The organism is Roseovarius sp. ZX-A-9 (genome assembly GCF_028369135.1).
Lineage (GTDB): Bacteria > Pseudomonadota > Alphaproteobacteria > Rhodobacterales > Rhodobacteraceae > Roseovarius.
Genome location: NZ_JAPWHW010000010.1, coordinates 133,935 through 152,149, shown reverse-complemented (window position 1 = coordinate 152,149; position 18,215 = coordinate 133,935). Strand labels below are relative to the sequence as shown.

Here is an 18,215-nt window from a genome sequence, read left to right as displayed (position 1 = left end):
CTCCTTAAAAAACGGCGGCGCCGAGGACGCCGAGGATCAGCGACAAACCGATCACGATGCCCACCACGACAACGATCAGCACGCCAGCCGCCTTGACAAGATTTCCGAATCCATGCGCCCGGTCGATGAACGCGACCAGAATGACCAGCCCCCAGACTGCGGCCACCATCACCAGCAAACCACCGAAAAACGGCGCGATCAGCATCAGCACCGTGACCGCCAGTTGCAGCGCAAGGCGCAGCACCTGTAGCCAGGTGATCAGCGCCAGAACATCCACGAGGGTCCCGAGGCCGCCCATCGCCCGCCCGACCCAGGTCAGCGCGAAAACGGTCAGCACCAGCGCGCCCCCCAATGCCACCGAGAACAGCAGCGGCGAAAGGAATACCGGCGGTACCATCGCCAAGGCTGTCGGATCGCTCGTCGGCGACAGGTGGATCGTCGCCGAATAGACGATCGCGTTGAGGATCGTCATCAGCACCAGCGCCATCCACAGGCCCTGCGATGGCAGGTTCAGCGCCAGAATCCGGCCCGCAGCACTGCGCGGCGCGAACAGCGTCTCGCGGGCAAGCCCAATGAAATACTCGCGGCTCATCATGACACACCCCATTCCGCCTCGTAGAGGCCGCTGCACCAGAACCAGCCAAAGACTGCCAGCCACACGCCCCCGACCAGCGTCAGAGCCGGTCCCGGCCCGATAAAACCGGCCACGAGGCCATTCAACAAGATCAGTGGCGCCGACGCCAGCAGCGCCCAGAAAAGCGCGATTCGCGCGCCATAAGGGCTGCCCTTGCCGCCAAAGGCACGCGCCACCCAATGGCTGACCAGCGCCAGCGCGTAAAGGAGCAGTGGCGCAATGAACACCCACGCCAACAGGGTGCCCCCCAGAAGCGGGTTCAATTCCTCGCCGCTGAGATGTGCCTGCCGGGCAAGCCGTGGCATCTGGGCAATGAACACGACAACGCAGCCTGCCATCAGCACGGCGAGCGCGCGGTCCTCGCGCGGCCCGAGCGCCAGCTGACGCCGGATCGCGCGCCGGGGGCCACCATAGGTGGCGACGATATCGCGTGTGACCGGCATCAGCCGCGCCGCCGCTCCAGCCAGCCGGTCAGATGCCCGACAACCTCTTCGCGCAATGCCTCGTCCTCGACCTCCTCGACGGCTTCGGCCAGAAACGCCAGCGTCAGCAGGTCTGTTGCAATTTCATGCGGCACGCCACGCGCACGCAGGTAGAACAGCGCCTCTTCGTCAATCGCGCCAGAGGTCGAGCCATGAGAGCAAACGACATCGTCGGCGTAGATCTCCAACTCGGGCTTGGCCAGAAACTGGCTATCCCCGTCCAGAAGCAGGGATTGGCTGATCTGGTAGCCGTCGGTTTTCTGTGCGCCCGCCTTGACCAGAATCTTGCCCTGAAACACGCCGGTCGCACCGTTGCGCAGGACTTTCTTGAACACCTGCCGGCTCTCGCAACGTTCAGCATCATGGGTCACGAACACGGTGTCGTCATGCTGGAAATCGCCGTCTCCCATCGCCGCACCGGCGACATGGGCAACTGCGTCATCACCGGTCAGCTCGATCACGCATTCGTTGCGCGTCAGCATACCGTTGACAGTCACGGTGAAGGATTTGAACGCGCTCTCCTCGCCCAGCCGGGAAAAGAGATGGGTCACGGCCCGCCGCTCGTGGTCGCGCCCCTGCACGCGCACGTGGTGAAACGCGGCCCGGTCGGCCACATCGACCTCCGTCACCGTGTTCAGCCGCGCCGCCCCCGGGCCAGTCTCCAGCAAGGTGAGTGAGGCATCCGGATCCAGCTTGACCAGATGGTGCAGCATCGCGTCCGACGTCTTTGATTTATGATGATAAATCAGATTAACCGGCTTGCTGACCTTACCCGTGACATGCAGGACGATCCCGTCCGGTGCCGCCGCGGTGTTGAGCGCTGCCAGCGTCCGGGCAACCGGATCCTGACCACGGGTTTCAAGCACACCGTAAAGGTCGCGCGCCCAGTGGATATCGGCCTGCGTGGCATCCGCCAGCGGTTCGATCGCCACCCCTTCCAATGTCAGGTCGTCACTCGCCTCGGGGTCGAAAACACCGTCGACAAAGACGATCCGAAGCCGATCAAGCGTGTCGAAGATCGGTGTTTCATGCGGATCGAACAGCGCGGCCTCTGGCGCGACTGGTTGCACCAGCGTGTCGGGCCGGGTGAATTTCCAGTATTCGTCCCGCCGGTCCGGCAGGCCCATCGCAACCACACGCGCCAGCGCGCTCTCGCGCGCGGCCTTGGCCCAGCCTGCGCCCGAAGGCAGGTCTAATGCCGCAATCCGCGCCTCGGTGGCGCTTTGTTTTGCTTCAGGCAGGGCCATTTATGCCACCTCCGACAAAATGTCCGAATAGCCGTTCGTTTCGACCTCGATCGCCAGCTCCGGCCCGCCGGTCTTGACGATACGGCCATCGGCCATGATGTGCACCACGTCAGGTTTGATGTGGTCCAGAAGCCGCTGATAATGCGTGATAACAAGGAACCCGCGCCCGGCATCGCGCAGCGCGTTGACGCCATCGCTAACCAGTTTCATCGCATCCACGTCAAGACCGGAATCGGTCTCGTCAAGGATGCACATCTTGGGTTCCAGCATCGCCATTTGCAGGATTTCGTTGCGCTTCTTCTCGCCCCCGGAAAAGCCCACGTTGACGGGCCGCTTGAGCATGTCCGCATCGATCTTGAGGTCTTTTGCCTTGGCGCGGATCACCTTGAGGAACTCTGTCGCGCTCATCTCTTCTTCGCCGCGGGCCTTGCGTTGCGCGTTCACCGCGGTGCGCAGGAAGGTCATGTTGCCGACACCCGGAATTTCGACCGGATACTGGAACGCCAGGAAAAGCCCAGCCGATGCACGCTCTTCAGGCTCCATCGCCAGGATATCGGCCCCCTCCAGCGTCGCACTGCCTTGGGTTACTTTATAGCCGTCACGACCCGCCAGAACATAGCTGAGCGTCGACTTCCCCGAGCCGTTAGGGCCCATGATCGCATGCACCGTGCCTGCGCCAACACTCAGGTTCACGCCCTTCAGGATGGATTTATCCTCTTCTGCAAGTTCGACATGCAGGTTCTTGATCTCAAGCATTTAATGCCTCCATCTACTATTCTGTTCCTGCGGCCGTCAGGGCCGCGTCATCATCTGTATTATCGTCAACAACCGGTCCGCCGGGACCGCCATCGGTGTCACTTCGAACTCTGCCATGCGCCCGATCAGGCGTGGCGCGCCGAGGAATTCCTCGATCCGGTGATAGCCTTTGCGGCGTTTGTAATCGTCCACCAGTAACCGTACCGGCCGCGTTGTCCGGAAGGCCGTCGCCATCGCACATCCGGTGCGAAAACGTCCATCGACCAACACCACGTCGGGCTGCCGAAAGCCCTTCCTGTCCCAGACCGCCAATGGATAGCGCGCATAATGCTGCCAGCCGGCGTCTGTCTCGGGATACCCCCACTCGCGCGTCGGTCCGATGTCGGACCAGATTACCTCGATTTCGGTGCCGGCGGCGGCGGGAGATTGTGCAAACCAGCCGCGCATCATCTCGGCCCAGGTCTTCGTCGCTCTCGACCGAGAACACCGTCTTGCCCGGCATCTCCGACGCCAGAACGGTCGAGCCACCGCTGCCATATTCCAGGATCACCGACGCTGCCGCGTAAGCCTGCGCGACATGGGCCGATTCGGCCTCTGGCAGGGTCAATTCGGGCCGGGGTATGAGGGCTGCGTCGCTCATGCATCGCCCTCCGGCTTCACCAGGTAATTGCAATTCTTGCGGCTGTGGCGAACGGTCTGCACAGTCTCGTAGCGATGCGCGCTGCGCCATGCCTGAAAGGCGTCGTCATTTTCGCCATCAACTTCGATCAGGATCACCGGGCGGTGCGTGGAAATGATCTTTTCCAACCCGGAAAGCACTTTCATTTCCATGCCTTCCACGTCGATCTTGATAAGATCCGGCGTCTCATCGGCAAAAAGGTCATCGCCGGCATGCACTTCCAACCTGCCACGACCCTCGAACATCTTGGTCGCGCCCAGATTTCGGTCGTGCCGCTTCATGCCATAGCCGCCCTGCGAGGCATCCGACAGGCCCACGCCCAACGCGCCGAGGTCGATCACATCCGTAAGCCGGTTGACCACCACATTGGCGACCAGCGGCGCCAGCGCCAGCGGGTTGGGTTCCACCACCACGACGCGTGCGGCCTGCATCCGGGTCGCGAAATAGAGCGCGTGATTGCCGACATTCGCCCCGATATCAATCACATGCGCGCCACTTTTTACATGGTCTGACAGCAGCGCCAGCTCTTCCTGCTCGAAGAACTCGCCACGCCGCCATGCATTCTGGATCGGATCGCGCGCCATGTTGAGGCAGAGCGTCAGGCAAGGCTGCGGCAGGTGCACGACCTCGAACGGCGGAAACGCCACGGGCGTACCGGCCGCAAGCGCGGACCGCGCGGCATCAAGATCGAAATACGCCTCTCCCGTTCGCTCGGGCAGCGGCATCACGATGTCACTCATCCCCGCACCTCCGAGGTGCGCTTATGATGCACGGCCCGCACATCTGCTTAGCCCACGGAGCCTTCCAGAGAGATGGCCACAAGTTGCTGCGCTTCCATCGCGAACTCCATCGGCAGCGCCTGCAGCACGTCCTTGCAGAACCCGTTTACCACCAGCGCCACGGCCTCTTCCTCGTCCATGCCACGCTGACGGCAATAGAACATCTGGTCGTCATCCACCTTGGACGTGGTCGCCTCGTGCTCTACCCGGCTCGAATTGTTGCGCACTTCGATATAGGGCACCGTATGCGCGCCGCACTTATCCCCGATCAGCAGGCTGTCACACTGGGTATAGTTGCGCGATTCCTTGGCCTTGGGGTGCATGGACACAAGGCCGCGATAGGTGTTCTGCGCCTTGCCTGCACTGATCCCCTTGGACACGATGCGCGACTTCGTGCGCTTGCCCAGATGGATCATCTTGGTGCCAGTATCGGCCTGCTGCATGTTGTTGGCGATGGCGATGGAATAGAATTCGCCCTGTGAATCGTCGCCGCGCAGGATGCAGCTGGGGTATTTCCACGTCACGGCTGATCCGGTTTCGACCTGCGTCCACATCACCTTGGCCCGGTCGCCCCGGCAATCGGCGCGTTTGGTGACAAAGTTGTAGATCCCGCCCTTGCCGTTCTCGTCGCCCGGATACCAGTTCTGAACGGTCGAGTATTTCACCTCGGCGTCTTCCTCGATGATGATCTCGACCACCGCCGCGTGAAGCTGTGCGATATCGCGTGCGGGTGCGGTGCAGCCTTCGAGGTAGCTGACATAGCTGCCCTTGTCGGCGATAATCAGCGTCCGCTCGAACTGGCCGGTATTTTCGGCGTTGATGCGGAAATAGGTGCTCAGCTCCATTGGGCAGCGCACACCGGGCGGCACATAGACAAACGAGCCGTCAGAGAACACAGCCGAGTTGAGCGTCGCATAGAAATTGTCCGATACCGGCACCACAGAGCCGAGGTATTTCCGGACCAATTCGGGATGTTCACGGATCGCTTCGGAGATCGAGCAGAAAATCACGCCCGCTTTCTTCAGCTCGGCCTGAAAGGTCGTGCCGACTGACACGCTGTCAAAAACCGCATCAACCGCAACCTTGCGCCCTTCGGCGGGTACATTCTCGGCACCTTCGACACCGGCAAGGATCATCTGCTCTTTCAATGGGATGCCGAGCTTCTTGTAGGTATCAAGCAGCTTGGGGTCGACCTCGTCCAACGACTTGGGCTTCACCTCCATCGACTTCGGACGCGCATAGTAAAACTGATCCTGAAAGTCGATTTCAGGATAATCAACCATCGCCCACTCGGGCTCTTTCTTGGTCAGCCAGCGCGCATAGGCCTCCAACCGCCAGTCGGTCATCCATTGAGGTTCTTCATTTTTCTCGCTGATCAACCGCACGATGTCAGTGTTCAGGCCCTTGGGCGCATATTCCATCTCGATATCAGTGGACCAGCCATGTTTATAGGCGCCGCCGACTTCGCGTACTGCATCGACCGTTTCCTGATCGACGCCTTCCTTGACCTGACCATCATCCAAAGCTGACATGCGTCACTTCCTTTCCTTCACGCCGCGCGAGCGCGGTGTTTTTCAAGGCGCTTCAGCCAGGCTTCGGCAAAGCGCATTACATCATCTTCTGTCGACTCGGGCCCCAATGAGACCCGAATCGCCGAGGCCGCGTCATTCGCCGAATAGCCCATCGCCATCAGCGTCCGACTGGCGCGCACCTTGCCGCTGGAGCAGGCGCTGCCTGCGGAAATCGCAAACCCGGCAAGGTCCATCGCCACCACTTGTGTCTCGCCTTTCCACCCCGGAACGAGCAGGCAAGACGTGTTCGGCAGGCGCGCGCACTCTTTCCCGACAAAAATAGTCTCTTTTTCGCAGGCCGCAATGGTCTTTTCTAGAATGTTTCTAAGTTTTTCAACTCGTGACCAAACGCCCTGCGCCAAATCGGCCGCTGCCGCCTCGGCGGCGGCTCCGAATCCCGCAATGCCGATAATGTTCTCGGTCCCCGACCGGCGGCCCATCTCCTGCCCCCCGCCGCGGATCTGCGCTGCCACCTCGGTACCGCGCCGCACGACCAGCGCGCCCACGCCCTTTGGTCCGCCCAGCTTGTGCGCCGAAATCAGCGCCATTTCCGCGCCCGACCAGTTGAAGGCGACCGGCAGCTTGCCGAACCCCTGGGTCATGTCGCTGACCGCCAGCCCCTGTGGCAGGTCCTGGATGATCCCGGTTTCCGAATTGGCCAGCTGCAACGCCGTCATCTCCGGCGCATCGACACGAACCTGCCCGCGTGCATCCACGTCGAGCGTCCCGTCTACCCAGGCCCCCACCGCATCATGCTCTACCGCGGCACCGCGCAGATCGCGCCCGGCACAGGCCAGCGCCGCTGCCTCTGTCGCACCGGAGGTAAAGATCACGTCTGCGCCCTCGGCCCCGAAGGCCGCCGCCACCTGAGCGCGCGCGCGCTCCACCAACGCCTTGGCAGCACGGCCTTCGGCATGCACGCTCGACGGGTTGCCGACCAGATCCATCGCCGCCACCATCGCCGCCCGCGCCTCGGGGCGCAGCGGAGCCGTGGCATTGTAGTCGAGATAGACGCGCCCACTCATTGCGCTCCGATCCTTTCATCGTTCCCGGGAAAATCGCCCCACAGGGATAGCGGCAATGCCACAGGCAGCGCAAATGCGCGCGTGCTCACTCTTCGTCCACGACGGCAAAGAGTGTCGGCACCGCCGGGCACGGTGCCAATGTGTTGCCCACCACATCGCTCAAACGGGTTTGGTGCAGATATACGTAGACCTGCGCGCTCAGCCCTTCCCAGAGCCGATTGGTCACGGATTGCGCACGACTGCCAGAGGCGCCGCCGGACGCACCCGCCCCCTTGTGCAGCGCGTCGACCGTTTCATCCACGGCCGTCAGCACTTCTGCCACGCGGATTTCGGAGGCCGGGCGCGACAGGCGGTATCCGCCGCCCGGGCCGCGCACCGATGTGACCAGATCGGCGCGACGCAGCTTGACGAAAAGCTGCTCCAGATAGGGCAGTGAGATGTCCTGCCGCCGCGACACCTCGCCAAGCGTGACCAGCGTTCCCGCAGGTTGCAATGCGATATCGGCCAGCGCTACCATCGCGTAGCGCCCTTTTGTGCTAAGCTTCATCTGCCATCTCCCTTGAAAAGATTGACCTCGGGCCGCACAGCGCTTATCTCGCATGCAGCCTGATCGGCCCGTCCGATCCCGGGCCACAGCTTAGAACGGTTCTAATGTGCAGACCGGGTTTCGTCAAGAATACCCCGGGCTGCGAAATGACAAGACAACGCAAGTAAAAAAGGGACCTGCATGCCCGAGGTAATCTTTCCCGGCCCAGAAGGCCGTCTCGAAGGCCGATACCATCCGCAAAAGGAAAAAGACGCCCCCATCGCGATCGTGCTGCACCCGCATCCGCAGTTCGGCGGGACGATGAACAACAAGGTCGTCTACAACCTGCATTACGCTTTTTACAACATGGGATTCACCGTGCTGCGGTTCAATTTCCGTGGCGTGGGGCGGTCCCAGGGCGAATATGATCAGGGGGTAGGCGAATTGTCTGATGCCGCCTCTGCGCTTGACTACCTGCAGTCGATGAATGCCAATTCCAAGCATTGCTGGGTCGCGGGCTTCTCCTTTGGCGCGTGGATCGGCATGCAACTGTTGATGCGTCGCCCTGAGATCACCGGGTTCATCAGCGTGTCACCGCCTGCCAACATGTACGACTTCTCATTCCTGGCGCCCTGCCCGTCTTCGGGCCTGATCATCAACGGCAGCAATGACCGCGTGGCACCGCCCGCGGACACGGCGGCACTGGTGGCCAAGCTGCACGAGCAACAGGGCATCACCGTCCAGCACGACGTAATCCCGGATTCGGGCCATTTCTTCGAAGAACCGCACATGGATACGATGATCAGCACGGTCACGTCCTATGTGAAGCGCCGCTTGACCGAAGGGACACGCTAGACCCATGGGCGTGACGGAGGATCTGGCCGATGCGCTGGCGCAGGACGTCCTGAAAGCGATCGAGCTGACAGGCGACGAGGATCTGGTGGAAGAATTGGCGCAGGTCATGGGCGCCACATCGCAGACCGCCGAAGAAGCGTTTCTGACCGCCGTGCGGGTCCGGCGCGCCAATATCAAGGCGCGCCAGATCCTGCTGGCCAAGGTCAAGGCGCACAAGGCAAAGCAGGCCGACGCGACGTAGCGTGACCTGATCGAGCGCCTTCGGCGCGCTGATCATTTGTTTGCCGCCTCTGGCAGGGCAACGGGCATGGCCCCTGCGACGCGCTGCGTTGCGCCCGTACCTCTGCATCTGGCGGGAACGTTCCCGCCAGAAGATGCCATTGGCTTTATTTTCCGGATTTCTTGCGCGCAGCGGCGACCTTTTCCGCCAGATCGCGAGCGATGGCGAAGGCCCCCTTGATCTTGTCGCTGTCCTTGCGCCAGTCCCGGCGCACGACGATCTTGTTGTCACGCACCTTGGCCAGGCCCTTTTGCGCCTCGATGAATTCCACGAGGCCCTGCGGCGACGCGAACTTGTCATTATGGAACTGGATCGTTCCGCCCTTGGGACCACCATCAAGCTTGGCGATACCCGCGCGTTTACACATCGCCTTGATCCGCACCACCAGCATCAGCGTATTGACCTCGCGCGGCAGCTTGCCAAAGCGGTCGATCAGCTCGGCAGCGAAGCCTTCCAGTTCGACCTTGGTCTGGAGGCTGCTGAGACGGCGATACAGGCCCAGCCGCACGTCGAGATCGGGCACGTAGCTTTCGGGGATCAGCACCGGCACGCCCAGGTTGATCTGCGGTGCCCATTGGGTATCCGCCTCGCTCAGCCCCTCCATCTCGCCGGCCTTGATTTTGGCGATCGCCTCTTCGAGCATGGATTGGTACAATTCGTAGCCGACATCGCGCATCTGGCCCGATTGTTCCTCGCCCAACAGATTGCCGGCCCCACGGATGTCGAGGTCCTGACTGGCCAGCGTGAAGCCTGCGCCGAGCGTATCGAGGCTGCCCAGCACGCGCAGCCGCTTTTCGGCAGCCGGAGTCAGCTTCATCCGCGGCTTGGTGGTGAGATAGGCATAGGCGCGGGTTTTCGAGCGGCCGACCCGGCCCCGTATCTGGTAAAGCTGGCTGAGGCCGAACATATCGGCCCGGTGGATTATCATCGTATTCGCCGTGGGGATATCGAGACCCGATTCGACGATGGTGGTAGCCAGCAGCACATCATATTTGCCGTCGTAAAAGGCATTCATCCGCTGGTCCAACTCGCCCGCCGCCATCTGGCCATGGGCCACGACATAGCTGAGTTCCGGCAGTTGCGATTTCAGGAAATCCTCGATCTCGGGCAGATCCGAGATGCGCGGCACCACGTAGAAGCTCTGCCCGCCGCGATAATGCTCGCGCAACAGCGCCTCGCGGATCGTGACGCCATCGAATTCGCTGACATAGGTGCGGATCGACAACCGGTCGACCGGGGGCGTTCCGATAATGCTGAGGTCGCGCACGCCCGACAGGCTGAGCTGCAAGGTGCGCGGGATCGGCGTCGCGGTGAGGGTCAGCACATGCACGTCCGAGCGCAGCGCCTTGAGCCGTTCCTTGTGGGCCACGCCAAAGCGTTGTTCTTCGTCAATGACCAGCAGGCCGAGATTTTTGAACCGGATGCTCTTGGCCAGCAATGCATGGGTGCCGACAACGATATCCACGGTGCCGCGCGACAGCCCCTCGCGGGTCTTGGCGGCTTCGGCGCTGCCCACGAAGCGCGACAGCGGTTTGACGGTAATCGGGAAACCGCGGAACCGGTCGGCAAACCCCTGGTAATGTTGCCGCGCCAGCAGAGTCGTGGGGGCGATCACCGCCACTTGCATCCCCGACATGGCCGCGACAAAGGCCGCGCGCATCGCCACCTCGGTCTTGCCAAAGCCCACATCGCCACAAATCAGCCGATCCATCGGCGTGCCAGCCGACAGATCGGCAATGACGTCTTCGATGGCACGTAGCTGATCGTCGGTTTCGACATAGGGGAAGCGGGCCGAGAACGCCTCCCATGCGTGATGTTCGGGTTCCAGCACCGGCGCACGCCGCAGCGCGCGTTCGGCGGCAATGCGAATGAGCCGGTCGGCCATCTCGCGAATGCGCTCTTTCAGCCTTGCCTTCTTGGCCTGCCACGCACCGCCCCCGAGCTTGTCCAGAAGCCCCTCTTCGTGGCCGAACCGGCTGAGCAGTTCGATATTCTCTACCGGCAGGTAAAGCCGCGCGCCTTCGGCGTATTCCAGCGCCAGACATTCATGGGCGGCGCCCAGCGCGGTGATCACCTCCAGCCCGTGATAACGCCCGACACCGTGATCGACATGCACCACCAGATCACCGGGGCTCAGGCTCTGCGCTTCGGTCAGGAAATTGTCGGCACGCCGTCGGCGCTTGGGCGCACGGATCAGCCGGTCGCCCAGGATGTCCTGCTCGGCAATGACCGTCAGTTGCCCATCTGCGTGCGGCCCTTCAAAGCCGTGCTCCAGCGCCCAGACCGCCAGATGCAGCCCGCGCTTGCCCAGCCGCGTGGCATCCTTCACGGTGACGGCGCCAATCAGCCCTTCATCCTCAAGCAACCCTTCCAGCCGCTCGCGCGCGCCTTCCGAATAACAGGCCAGCAAGACCGGTCCCTCTGCGGACTTCGCGTCAACATGGGTCTTCAACGCCCCGAACAGGCTGAGATTTTCCTGTTGCCGCTCTGGCGCGAAATTGCGTCCGATCCGCCCGCCCGCGTCGATCACGCCCGGCCCGGTGGCCTGCGGCAGCGCCGACAGTTGCAGCACGCGGCGCGACCCCAGAGCGGCCTGCCAGGCGGCATCATCAAGATACAGCAGTCCGGGCGGCACGGGTTTGTAGACGGTATCGCCGCGCGCCTTGTTGCCCAGCGCCTCGCGGCGGGTCTCGTACTGATCGGCTATGCTGTCCCAGCGGGCAATGCGGCTGGGCGTGACCTGATCGTCAAGGGTGACTGTCGCCTCTGGCAGATAGTCGAAAACCGTCTCAAGCCGCTCGTGAAAGAACGGCAGCCAATGCTCCACGCCCTGATGCTTGCGCCCCGCGCTGACCGCCTCGTAGAGCGGATCATCGGTGCCCGCCGAGCCGAATTCGATGCGGTAATTCTGCCGGAATCGGGTGATCGCCGCCTCGTCGAGGATCACTTCAGACACTGGCGCCAGCTCGATCTTGTCAAGCTTCTCAGTGGTGCGCTGGGTGGCGGGATCGAACCGGCGGATCCCGTCCAGAACATCGCCAAACAGGTCAAGCCGCACCGGGCCAGCGGCGCCGGACGGGTAGATGTCGATGATACCGCCACGGATCGCGTAATCGCCCGGTTCGGTCACGGTGGGCGACTGCACGAAGCCCATGCGGACCAGAAAATCGCGCAGCGCTGCCTCGTCGATGCGGTAGTTCACATCGGCGCGAAACACCGCATCCTTCAGCACATCGCGCGCGGGCACCCGTTGCGTGGCGGCGTTGAGCGTGGTCAGCAGCACGAACTGCCCGGGCACCCCGTGCACCAGCCCGGCCAGCGTCGCCATGCGCGCCGCACTGATATCGGCATTGGGGGAAACCCGGTCGAACGGCAGGCAATCCCAGCCGGGAAAGGCCATAACAGGCATGTCGGGCGCAAAGAACCGCAACGCCGCCGCCATCGCCGCAAGCCGTTTGTCATCACGCGCGACATGCACCAAAGGCGCACCCGAGCGAGCCAACTCGTCAAGCAGCAGCCGCGCGTCGAAGCCCTCGGGCGCGCCACTGACGGTGATATGCGGGCTCGAAGCCATCAGCCCAGCGCCACCCGCTCAGCCGCCCAACACGGAAGAGGACATGTTCTGCCACATGCCCCATGTCGCCGTGATAAAGATCGAGATCACGCCGATGATACGGATGTAGAGCCGCAACCGTGTCAGTTGCCGGATCAGATCGGTACCGGACAATTCCAGGCGCTGCACCTTTGCAGCCGTGTTGACCGACAACAGCCAGACCAGCCCCATCGGCGTGCCCAGCAGAAACAAAGCCTGGGCGAACTCGCGGTGATAGACGAATCCCAGCAGAAACAACGCGGTGATCAGGAAACCGGCGAAACCAGTGATCAGCAGGCCCGACTCACGGGCAATGAAAAGCAGCCGGTCGCCGTTGATGCGTACCAATACTTCCATATCGGATACCGTCCGGCCTTCGGACTTGCCCGCCCGCAGGACAAGGTCCCACGGCACGCCCAGCACCCAGTGACTGGCTGTGGACCACAGCACCGCGAGCGCGATCCAGAACCAGAGGTTGCTGAAACTGCGCATGTCGATCAGCTCAAAAACGCTCGTGTACCAATCCACTTGAAAGCCCCGAAATCACCTGTGCCGCCCCTCTTAGCGCCGCCACGCGGCAATTCCTACCCTTGAGATGGTGGAATTTCCGTGTCACTCCCATCGCAGAGCCCTACTTTAGCGAGACGATGCCAATGCGACCGACCCAAGCCCCCTTCCCCGCCACCCGTCTGCGGCGCACCCGCCGGACTCCCGGACTGCGCGCGCTGGTCGCCGAAACCTCGCTGGGTGTCGGCGATCTGATCTGGCCTGTCTTCGTGCGCAGCGGCGAGAATATCGAGGAACCGGTGCCCTCGATGCCCGGCGTGGTGCGCCGCAGCGTCGACCGCGTGGTCGAGGCCGCGCGCGAGGCCGCCGATCTGGGAATACCCGCGATCTGCCTGTTTCCCTATACCGACGCGGCGGGGCGCACCGCCGATTGCGCCGAGGCGTGGAACCCCGACAACCTCAGCAACCGGGCAACCCGCGCAATCAAGGCCGCCGTGCCCGACATCGCCATCATGACCGACGTGGCGCTCGATCCCTACTCGGATACCGGCCATGACGGGTTCGTGCGGGACGACGAGATCGTGAACGATGAAACCGTCGAGGCGCTGGTAAAGCAGGCACTGGCGCAGGCCGAGGCGGGCGTCGACATCATCGGCCCGTCCGACATGATGGATGGCCGGATCGGCGCGATCCGCAGCGCGCTGGAAAGCGCGGGACACAAGGATGTGCTGCTGCTGAGCTATGCCGCGAAATACGCCAGCGCCTTTTACGGGCCTTTCCGCGATGCGGTCGGCGCATCCGGCGCACTGAAAGGCGACAAACGCACCTACCAGATGGATGCCGCCAACTCGGACGAGGCGATGCGCCTGATAGAGCGCGACCTTAGCGAAGGCGCGGACATGGTGATGGTCAAGCCGGGCATGCCCTATCTCGACATCTGCCGCCGGGCCAAGGACATGTTCGGCGCACCGACCTTCGCCTATCAGGTGTCGGGCGAATACGCGATGATCATGGCAGCCGCGCAAAACGGCTGGATCGACGGCGACCGCGCAATGGCAGAGAGCCTGATGGCGTTCAAGCGCGCGGGCTGCGACGGTATCCTGACCTATTTTGCCCCGGCGATGGCGCGCGCACTGGCTTAGGCCGGACGCGCCGCCCGCCCTGTCCTTGTGTCCCCTCCGCAGGATAATCCGCGCGGTAAACTGCCCAGATATGCGACCGCTAGTGACACTTCGCCATACGCCGCCTATAGTGGCGCCCAGATCGGTTGATGAAACGACCGGCAGTTATTCAGGCAACACACAGGCAAATGACATGAGCATTCTCTCCAGACGCGGATTCACGCTGGGTGCACTCGGTGCAGCAGGCCTCACTGCCGCCTGCGGCAACGGCATCGGCAGCAAGGGACCGCAGACCATCGACGCGCGCGTCGACACGACACTCAACTACCTCTACGACAATTACCCCAGCACGCGGTCGCTGGCAGATAAATCCACCGGTATGTTGGTGATGCCACTGGTGACAGAAGCCGGGCTTGGTATCGGCGGCGGTTACGGGCGTGGCGCGCTGCGGATCAACGGCTCGACCGTGGATTACTATTCGGCCACCAAGGGCAGCGTCGGCCTACAGATCGGCGCGCAACAGTTTGCGCATGTGCTGTTCTTCATGACCGAAGACGCGCTGTCGCGGTTCCGCCGCTCCTCGGGCTGGGCGGCTGGCGCGGATATAGAATACGTGTTCAAGGACGTGGCCGAGAACCTGCGCGCCGAAACGACCACATCAATCGCCCCGGTTGTTGCTGTGATCTTTGGCCAGGCAGGGTTGCTGGCGGGCGTATCTCTCGAAGGCATGAAATACTCGCGTATCATTCCCTGACACGCGACTTGTTGTATCCTTGCGGGCCGTCTTCACGTCGGCCCGCAGCAATATCGCGGCGCGGCGGCGATCAGTGCAGCGTGAACTCCCCCACGACATTGCGCCATTCGCCCGGCCCGATCATCTTGCGGTGATTGAAGCGCACCGAATGCAACGGTCCGTCAAGCTCGCGCTGCCAGAACTCGATGAACTCGAACAGGCGCGGATGATCCGGCGCCACATCGTATTCCTGCCATACAAAGCTGTTGAGAACGTGCACGTAGTCGGGCATGCCGTAAAAGAATTCGGCAGTCGTCAGCCCATAGCCCTTCAGCATCATTTCTGTCTCGGACATTGCCATGTCTCTGCTCCTTCTTTCCTCGTGACTCTCATGATGCAGAAAATAAATTACTTATCAATAAAAACAATATGTTGGCACTGTCCTGCCGTGGCTGCCAGACGCAAAGGGTTTGTGGCATTGCACCCAATATCCGCCGTCTGATATACCTTGCCCCACAAGATATAGAAAATCGCGATGATTGAGGTTCAAGTTGACCGATACGCCACAAACCCCTGAAGATACGGAAGAAAATACGCCGGAGCGTCCGCAGTACGACGGGCCGAGCGTTTCCATCTCGGAAGAGATGAAGACATCCTATCTCGATTACGCGATGTCGGTGATTGTCAGCCGGGCGATTCCCGATCTGCGCGACGGGCTGAAACCGGTGCATCGGCGCATCCTTTACGCGATGCACGAAACCAACAACACCTTTGACAAACCCTACCGAAAATCCGCCCGCCCGGTTGGCGACGTGATGGGTAAATACCACCCCCACGGCGACAGCGCGATCTATGACGCGCTGGTGCGCATGGCGCAGGATTTCTCGATGTCGCTGCCGCTTCTGGACGGTCAGGGCAACTTTGGCTCGATGGACGGCGATAACGCCGCCGCCATGCGCTATACCGAGGTCCGCATGGCCAAGGTCGCGGGCTATCTTCTGGCCGATATCGACAAGGATACGGTCGACTTTCAGGACAATTACGATGGCAAGGACCGTGAGCCCACGGTCCTGCCCTCGCGCTTTCCCAACATGCTGGTCAACGGCGCGGGCGGCATCGCCGTCGGCATGGCGACCAACATCCCGCCGCATAACCTGGGCGAAGTGATCAATGCGACGCTGGCGCTGATCGAGGACCCCGATCTCAGTTCCGAGCAACTGATCGAGTATGTTCCCGGCCCCGATTTCCCCACGGGGGGAATCATGCTGGGCCGGACAGGTGCGCGCAAGGCGTATCTTGAAGGGCGCGGCAGCGTCATCATCCGCTCCAAGACCCGCGTCGAGGAGATCCGCAAGGACCGCTGGGCCATCATCATCGACGAGATCCCCTATCAGGTGAACAAATCCACCATGATCGAGCGGATCGCCGAAACCGCCCGCGACAAGAAGATCGAAGGCATCGCCCATGTTCAGGACGAATCCGACCGCAACGGTGTGCGGGTCGTGATCGAACTGAAGCGCGACGCAACCGCCGAGGTGGTGCTGAACCAGCTGTTCCGCTTTACCCCGATGCAGACCTATTTCGGCTGCAACATGCTGGCGCTCAATGGCGGACGCCCCGAGCAGTTGACGCTGCGCCGGTTCCTGACCTCCTTCATCTCTTTCCGCGAAGAAGTCGTCGCGCGCCGCACCGCCTACGAGTTGCGCAAGGCGCGCGAACGCAGCCATATCCTCTGCGGTCTGGCCGTCGCTGTCAGCAATGTCGACGAGGTGGTTGCCACCATCCGCGCCTCGGCCGATGCCGCCGATGCGCGCGAAAAGCTGATGGCGCGCCGCTGGCCTGCCGGGAACATCCTCGAATACATCGCGCTGATCGACGATCCGACCCACACGGCCAACGACGATGGCACCTACAACCTGAGCGAAGCACAGGCACGCGCGATCCTCGAATTGCGCCTGCAACGCCTGACACAGCTGGGTGTCAAGGAAGTGACCGACGAGCTGCAAGAGCTTGCCGCCAAGATCAAGGAATACCTCGCCATCCTCGCCTCTCGCGAGCGGATCATGCAGATCATCGCCGACGAGTTGACCGAAGTGCGCGACCTCTTTGCGGTGCCGCGCCGCACCGAGATCGTGGACTGGTCCGGCGACATGGAGGACGAAGACCTCATCGAACGCGAGGACATGGTCGTTACCGTAACCTCCGGCGGCTATATCAAACGCACCGTGCTGGCCGATTTCCGCAGCCAGAAACGCGGCGGCAAGGGCGTCGGCGGCATGGCCACCAAGGAAGAGGACGTGGTGACCACCCTCTTTGTAGCCAACACGCATACCCAGCTCCTGTTCTTCACCACCGACGGGATGGTCTACAAGCTCAAGACTTGGCGGCTGCCGCAAGGCGGACGCACCTCCAAGGGCAAGGCGATCGTCAACATCCTGCCGATCCCGACCGGCGTTTCCATCGCGGCGATCATGCCGGTGGACCGGGACGAGGACGAATGGGACGATCTGCAGGTCGTGTTCGCGACCTCCGCAGGCACCGTGCGCCGTAACAAGCTGTCGGATTTCACCAATGTGAAATCCAACGGCAAGATCGCCATGAAGTTCGAGGGCGAGCATGAAGGCACCACGCTGATCAACGCGCGCATCGCATCCAATGATGACGACGTCATGCTTGTCACGTCTTCGGGCCGGGCAATCCGCTTTCCCGCGACAGATGTGCGGGTCTTCAACAGCCGCAACTCCGTGGGCGTGCGAGGCATCCGCCTGACTGGCAAGGACAAGGTCGTTTCCATGTCCATCATCCGCCACTTCAAGGCCGAAGCCGACGAGCGCGCCGCCTATCTCAAGATGCGCCGCGCGATGGCGGGGATTGCCGACGATGCCGAAGAGACCTCAGACGAGGAAGACGGCAATGCCAACATGCCCCTGTCCCAGGAACGCTATGCCGAAATGTCGGCGGCCGAGAACCTGATCCTGACCATCACGGCGAAGGGTGCAGGCAAGCTTAGCTCGTCCCACGACTACCCGCTGCGCGGACGTGGTGGCATGGGCGTTCAGGCCATGGACAAGGCCATGCGCGGTGGCGATCTGGTCGCCTCCTTCCCCGTCGAACTGGGGGATCAGATCATGCTGGCCACATCCAAGGGCCAGTCGATCCGTGTGCCGGTCGAAGGTATCTCGTTCCGGTCCCGCAATGCCGGCGGCGTCAAGGTCTTCGACACTGGCAAAGGCGAAGAAGTTGTCAGCGTCGCCCGGATTGCCGACCAGGGTGATGAGGCAGAAAGTGCCGATAGCGGCGAAACCGACGCCGAAACCTGATAAACCTTCGCAAACATACCGTTTTTCTGCGTTCGCCCCGATTTGAACATAAATTGGGGCGAATTCCGCCCGCTTCCAAATGCAACCTGAGCCTGTAATGGCCCATGG

At 62.2% G+C, this 18,215-nt stretch carries 16 protein-coding genes and 1 pseudogene; 5 read left to right on the top strand and 12 right to left on the bottom strand.

Going from position 1 to position 18,215, the window contains the following annotated elements; genetic code table 11:
- Positions 1-4: 4 nt before the first annotated feature.
- From O3306_RS11910 to O3306_RS11870, 9 genes and pseudogenes are all read right to left on the bottom strand, one after another.
- Positions 5-592 carry a Yip1 family protein gene (locus O3306_RS11910; protein ID WP_272007428.1) on the bottom strand — a complete coding sequence of 196 codons (588 nt, stop codon included), beginning with the start codon at positions 590-592 and terminating at the stop codon, positions 5-7.
- Entirely contained in the window at positions 592-1,077 is a 486-nt protein-coding gene (locus O3306_RS11905; protein WP_272007426.1) for a YIP1 family protein, read from the bottom strand. Before O3306_RS11905 ends, O3306_RS11910 begins: the two co-directional genes overlap by 1 nt.
- Positions 1,077-2,363, bottom strand: coding sequence for a SufB/SufD family protein (locus tag O3306_RS11900; protein ID WP_272007424.1), 1,287 nt, complete (start codon positions 2,361-2,363; stop codon positions 1,077-1,079). Before O3306_RS11900 ends, O3306_RS11905 begins: the two co-directional genes overlap by 1 nt.
- Entirely contained in the window at positions 2,364-3,119 is a 756-nt protein-coding gene (gene sufC, locus O3306_RS11895; protein WP_272007421.1) for a Fe-S cluster assembly ATPase SufC, read from the bottom strand.
- Between the two features lie 36 nt (positions 3,120-3,155).
- Positions 3,156-3,759, bottom strand: a pseudogene (locus tag O3306_RS11890) (hypothetical protein).
- Positions 3,756-4,538 carry an FkbM family methyltransferase gene (locus tag O3306_RS11885; protein ID WP_272007419.1) on the bottom strand — a complete coding sequence of 261 codons (783 nt, stop codon included), beginning with the start codon at positions 4,536-4,538 and terminating at the stop codon, positions 3,756-3,758. The pseudogene O3306_RS11890 and the gene O3306_RS11885 overlap by 4 nt, the downstream one beginning before the upstream one ends.
- A gap of 47 nt (positions 4,539-4,585) precedes the next feature.
- Entirely contained in the window at positions 4,586-6,109 is a 1,524-nt protein-coding gene (sufB, locus tag O3306_RS11880) for a Fe-S cluster assembly protein SufB (protein WP_272007417.1), read from the bottom strand.
- Positions 6,110-6,126: 17 nt separating this feature from the next.
- Positions 6,127-7,173, bottom strand: coding sequence for a cysteine desulfurase family protein (locus tag O3306_RS11875; protein ID WP_272007414.1), 1,047 nt, complete (start codon positions 7,171-7,173; stop codon positions 6,127-6,129).
- 85 nt (positions 7,174-7,258) lie between these two features.
- Entirely contained in the window at positions 7,259-7,720 is a 462-nt protein-coding gene (locus O3306_RS11870) for an Rrf2 family transcriptional regulator (RefSeq protein ID WP_272007413.1), read from the bottom strand.
- A 180-nt stretch (positions 7,721-7,900) separates the two neighbouring features.
- Here O3306_RS11870 and O3306_RS11865 point away from each other — a divergent pair, with 180 nt between their 5' ends.
- Positions 7,901-8,554, top strand: a complete 654-nt coding sequence (locus tag O3306_RS11865; protein ID WP_272007410.1) for an alpha/beta hydrolase — start codon at positions 7,901-7,903, stop codon at positions 8,552-8,554.
- Between the two features lie 4 nt (positions 8,555-8,558).
- Positions 8,559-8,795 carry a hypothetical protein gene (locus O3306_RS11860; RefSeq protein WP_272007408.1) on the top strand — a complete coding sequence of 79 codons (237 nt, stop codon included), beginning with the start codon at positions 8,559-8,561 and terminating at the stop codon, positions 8,793-8,795.
- Between the two features lie 145 nt (positions 8,796-8,940).
- Here the strand turns inward: O3306_RS11860 and mfd are convergent, their stop codons facing one another.
- Both mfd and O3306_RS11850 read right to left on the bottom strand, forming a co-directional pair.
- The gene (mfd, locus tag O3306_RS11855) at positions 8,941-12,408 is read right to left on the bottom strand and encodes a transcription-repair coupling factor (RefSeq protein WP_272007406.1); all 3,468 of its coding nucleotides are present in this window, start codon (positions 12,406-12,408) and stop codon (positions 8,941-8,943) included.
- 18 nt (positions 12,409-12,426) lie between these two features.
- Entirely contained in the window at positions 12,427-12,918 is a 492-nt protein-coding gene (locus O3306_RS11850; RefSeq protein WP_272007403.1) for a component of SufBCD complex, read from the bottom strand.
- A 161-nt stretch (positions 12,919-13,079) separates the two neighbouring features.
- Here O3306_RS11850 and hemB point away from each other — a divergent pair, with 161 nt between their 5' ends.
- Positions 13,080-14,075: a porphobilinogen synthase gene (hemB, locus tag O3306_RS11845; RefSeq protein ID WP_272007401.1), complete on the top strand. Its 996-nt coding sequence runs from the start codon at positions 13,080-13,082 to the stop codon at positions 14,073-14,075.
- A gap of 172 nt (positions 14,076-14,247) precedes the next feature.
- Entirely contained in the window at positions 14,248-14,808 is a 561-nt protein-coding gene (locus O3306_RS11840) for a YSC84-related protein (RefSeq protein WP_272007399.1), read from the top strand.
- A gap of 70 nt (positions 14,809-14,878) precedes the next feature.
- On the opposite strand, the gene O3306_RS11835 is transcribed toward O3306_RS11840, so the two are convergent.
- On the bottom strand, positions 14,879-15,148 hold the full coding sequence (locus O3306_RS11835; RefSeq protein ID WP_272007397.1) for an usg protein: 270 nt from the start codon (positions 15,146-15,148) through the stop codon (positions 14,879-14,881).
- 190 nt (positions 15,149-15,338) lie between these two features.
- Between O3306_RS11835 and gyrA the strand changes: the two genes are divergently transcribed.
- Positions 15,339-18,107, top strand: coding sequence for a DNA gyrase subunit A (gene gyrA / locus O3306_RS11830; protein ID WP_272007500.1), 2,769 nt, complete (start codon positions 15,339-15,341; stop codon positions 18,105-18,107).
- Positions 18,108-18,215 lie beyond the last annotated feature (108 nt).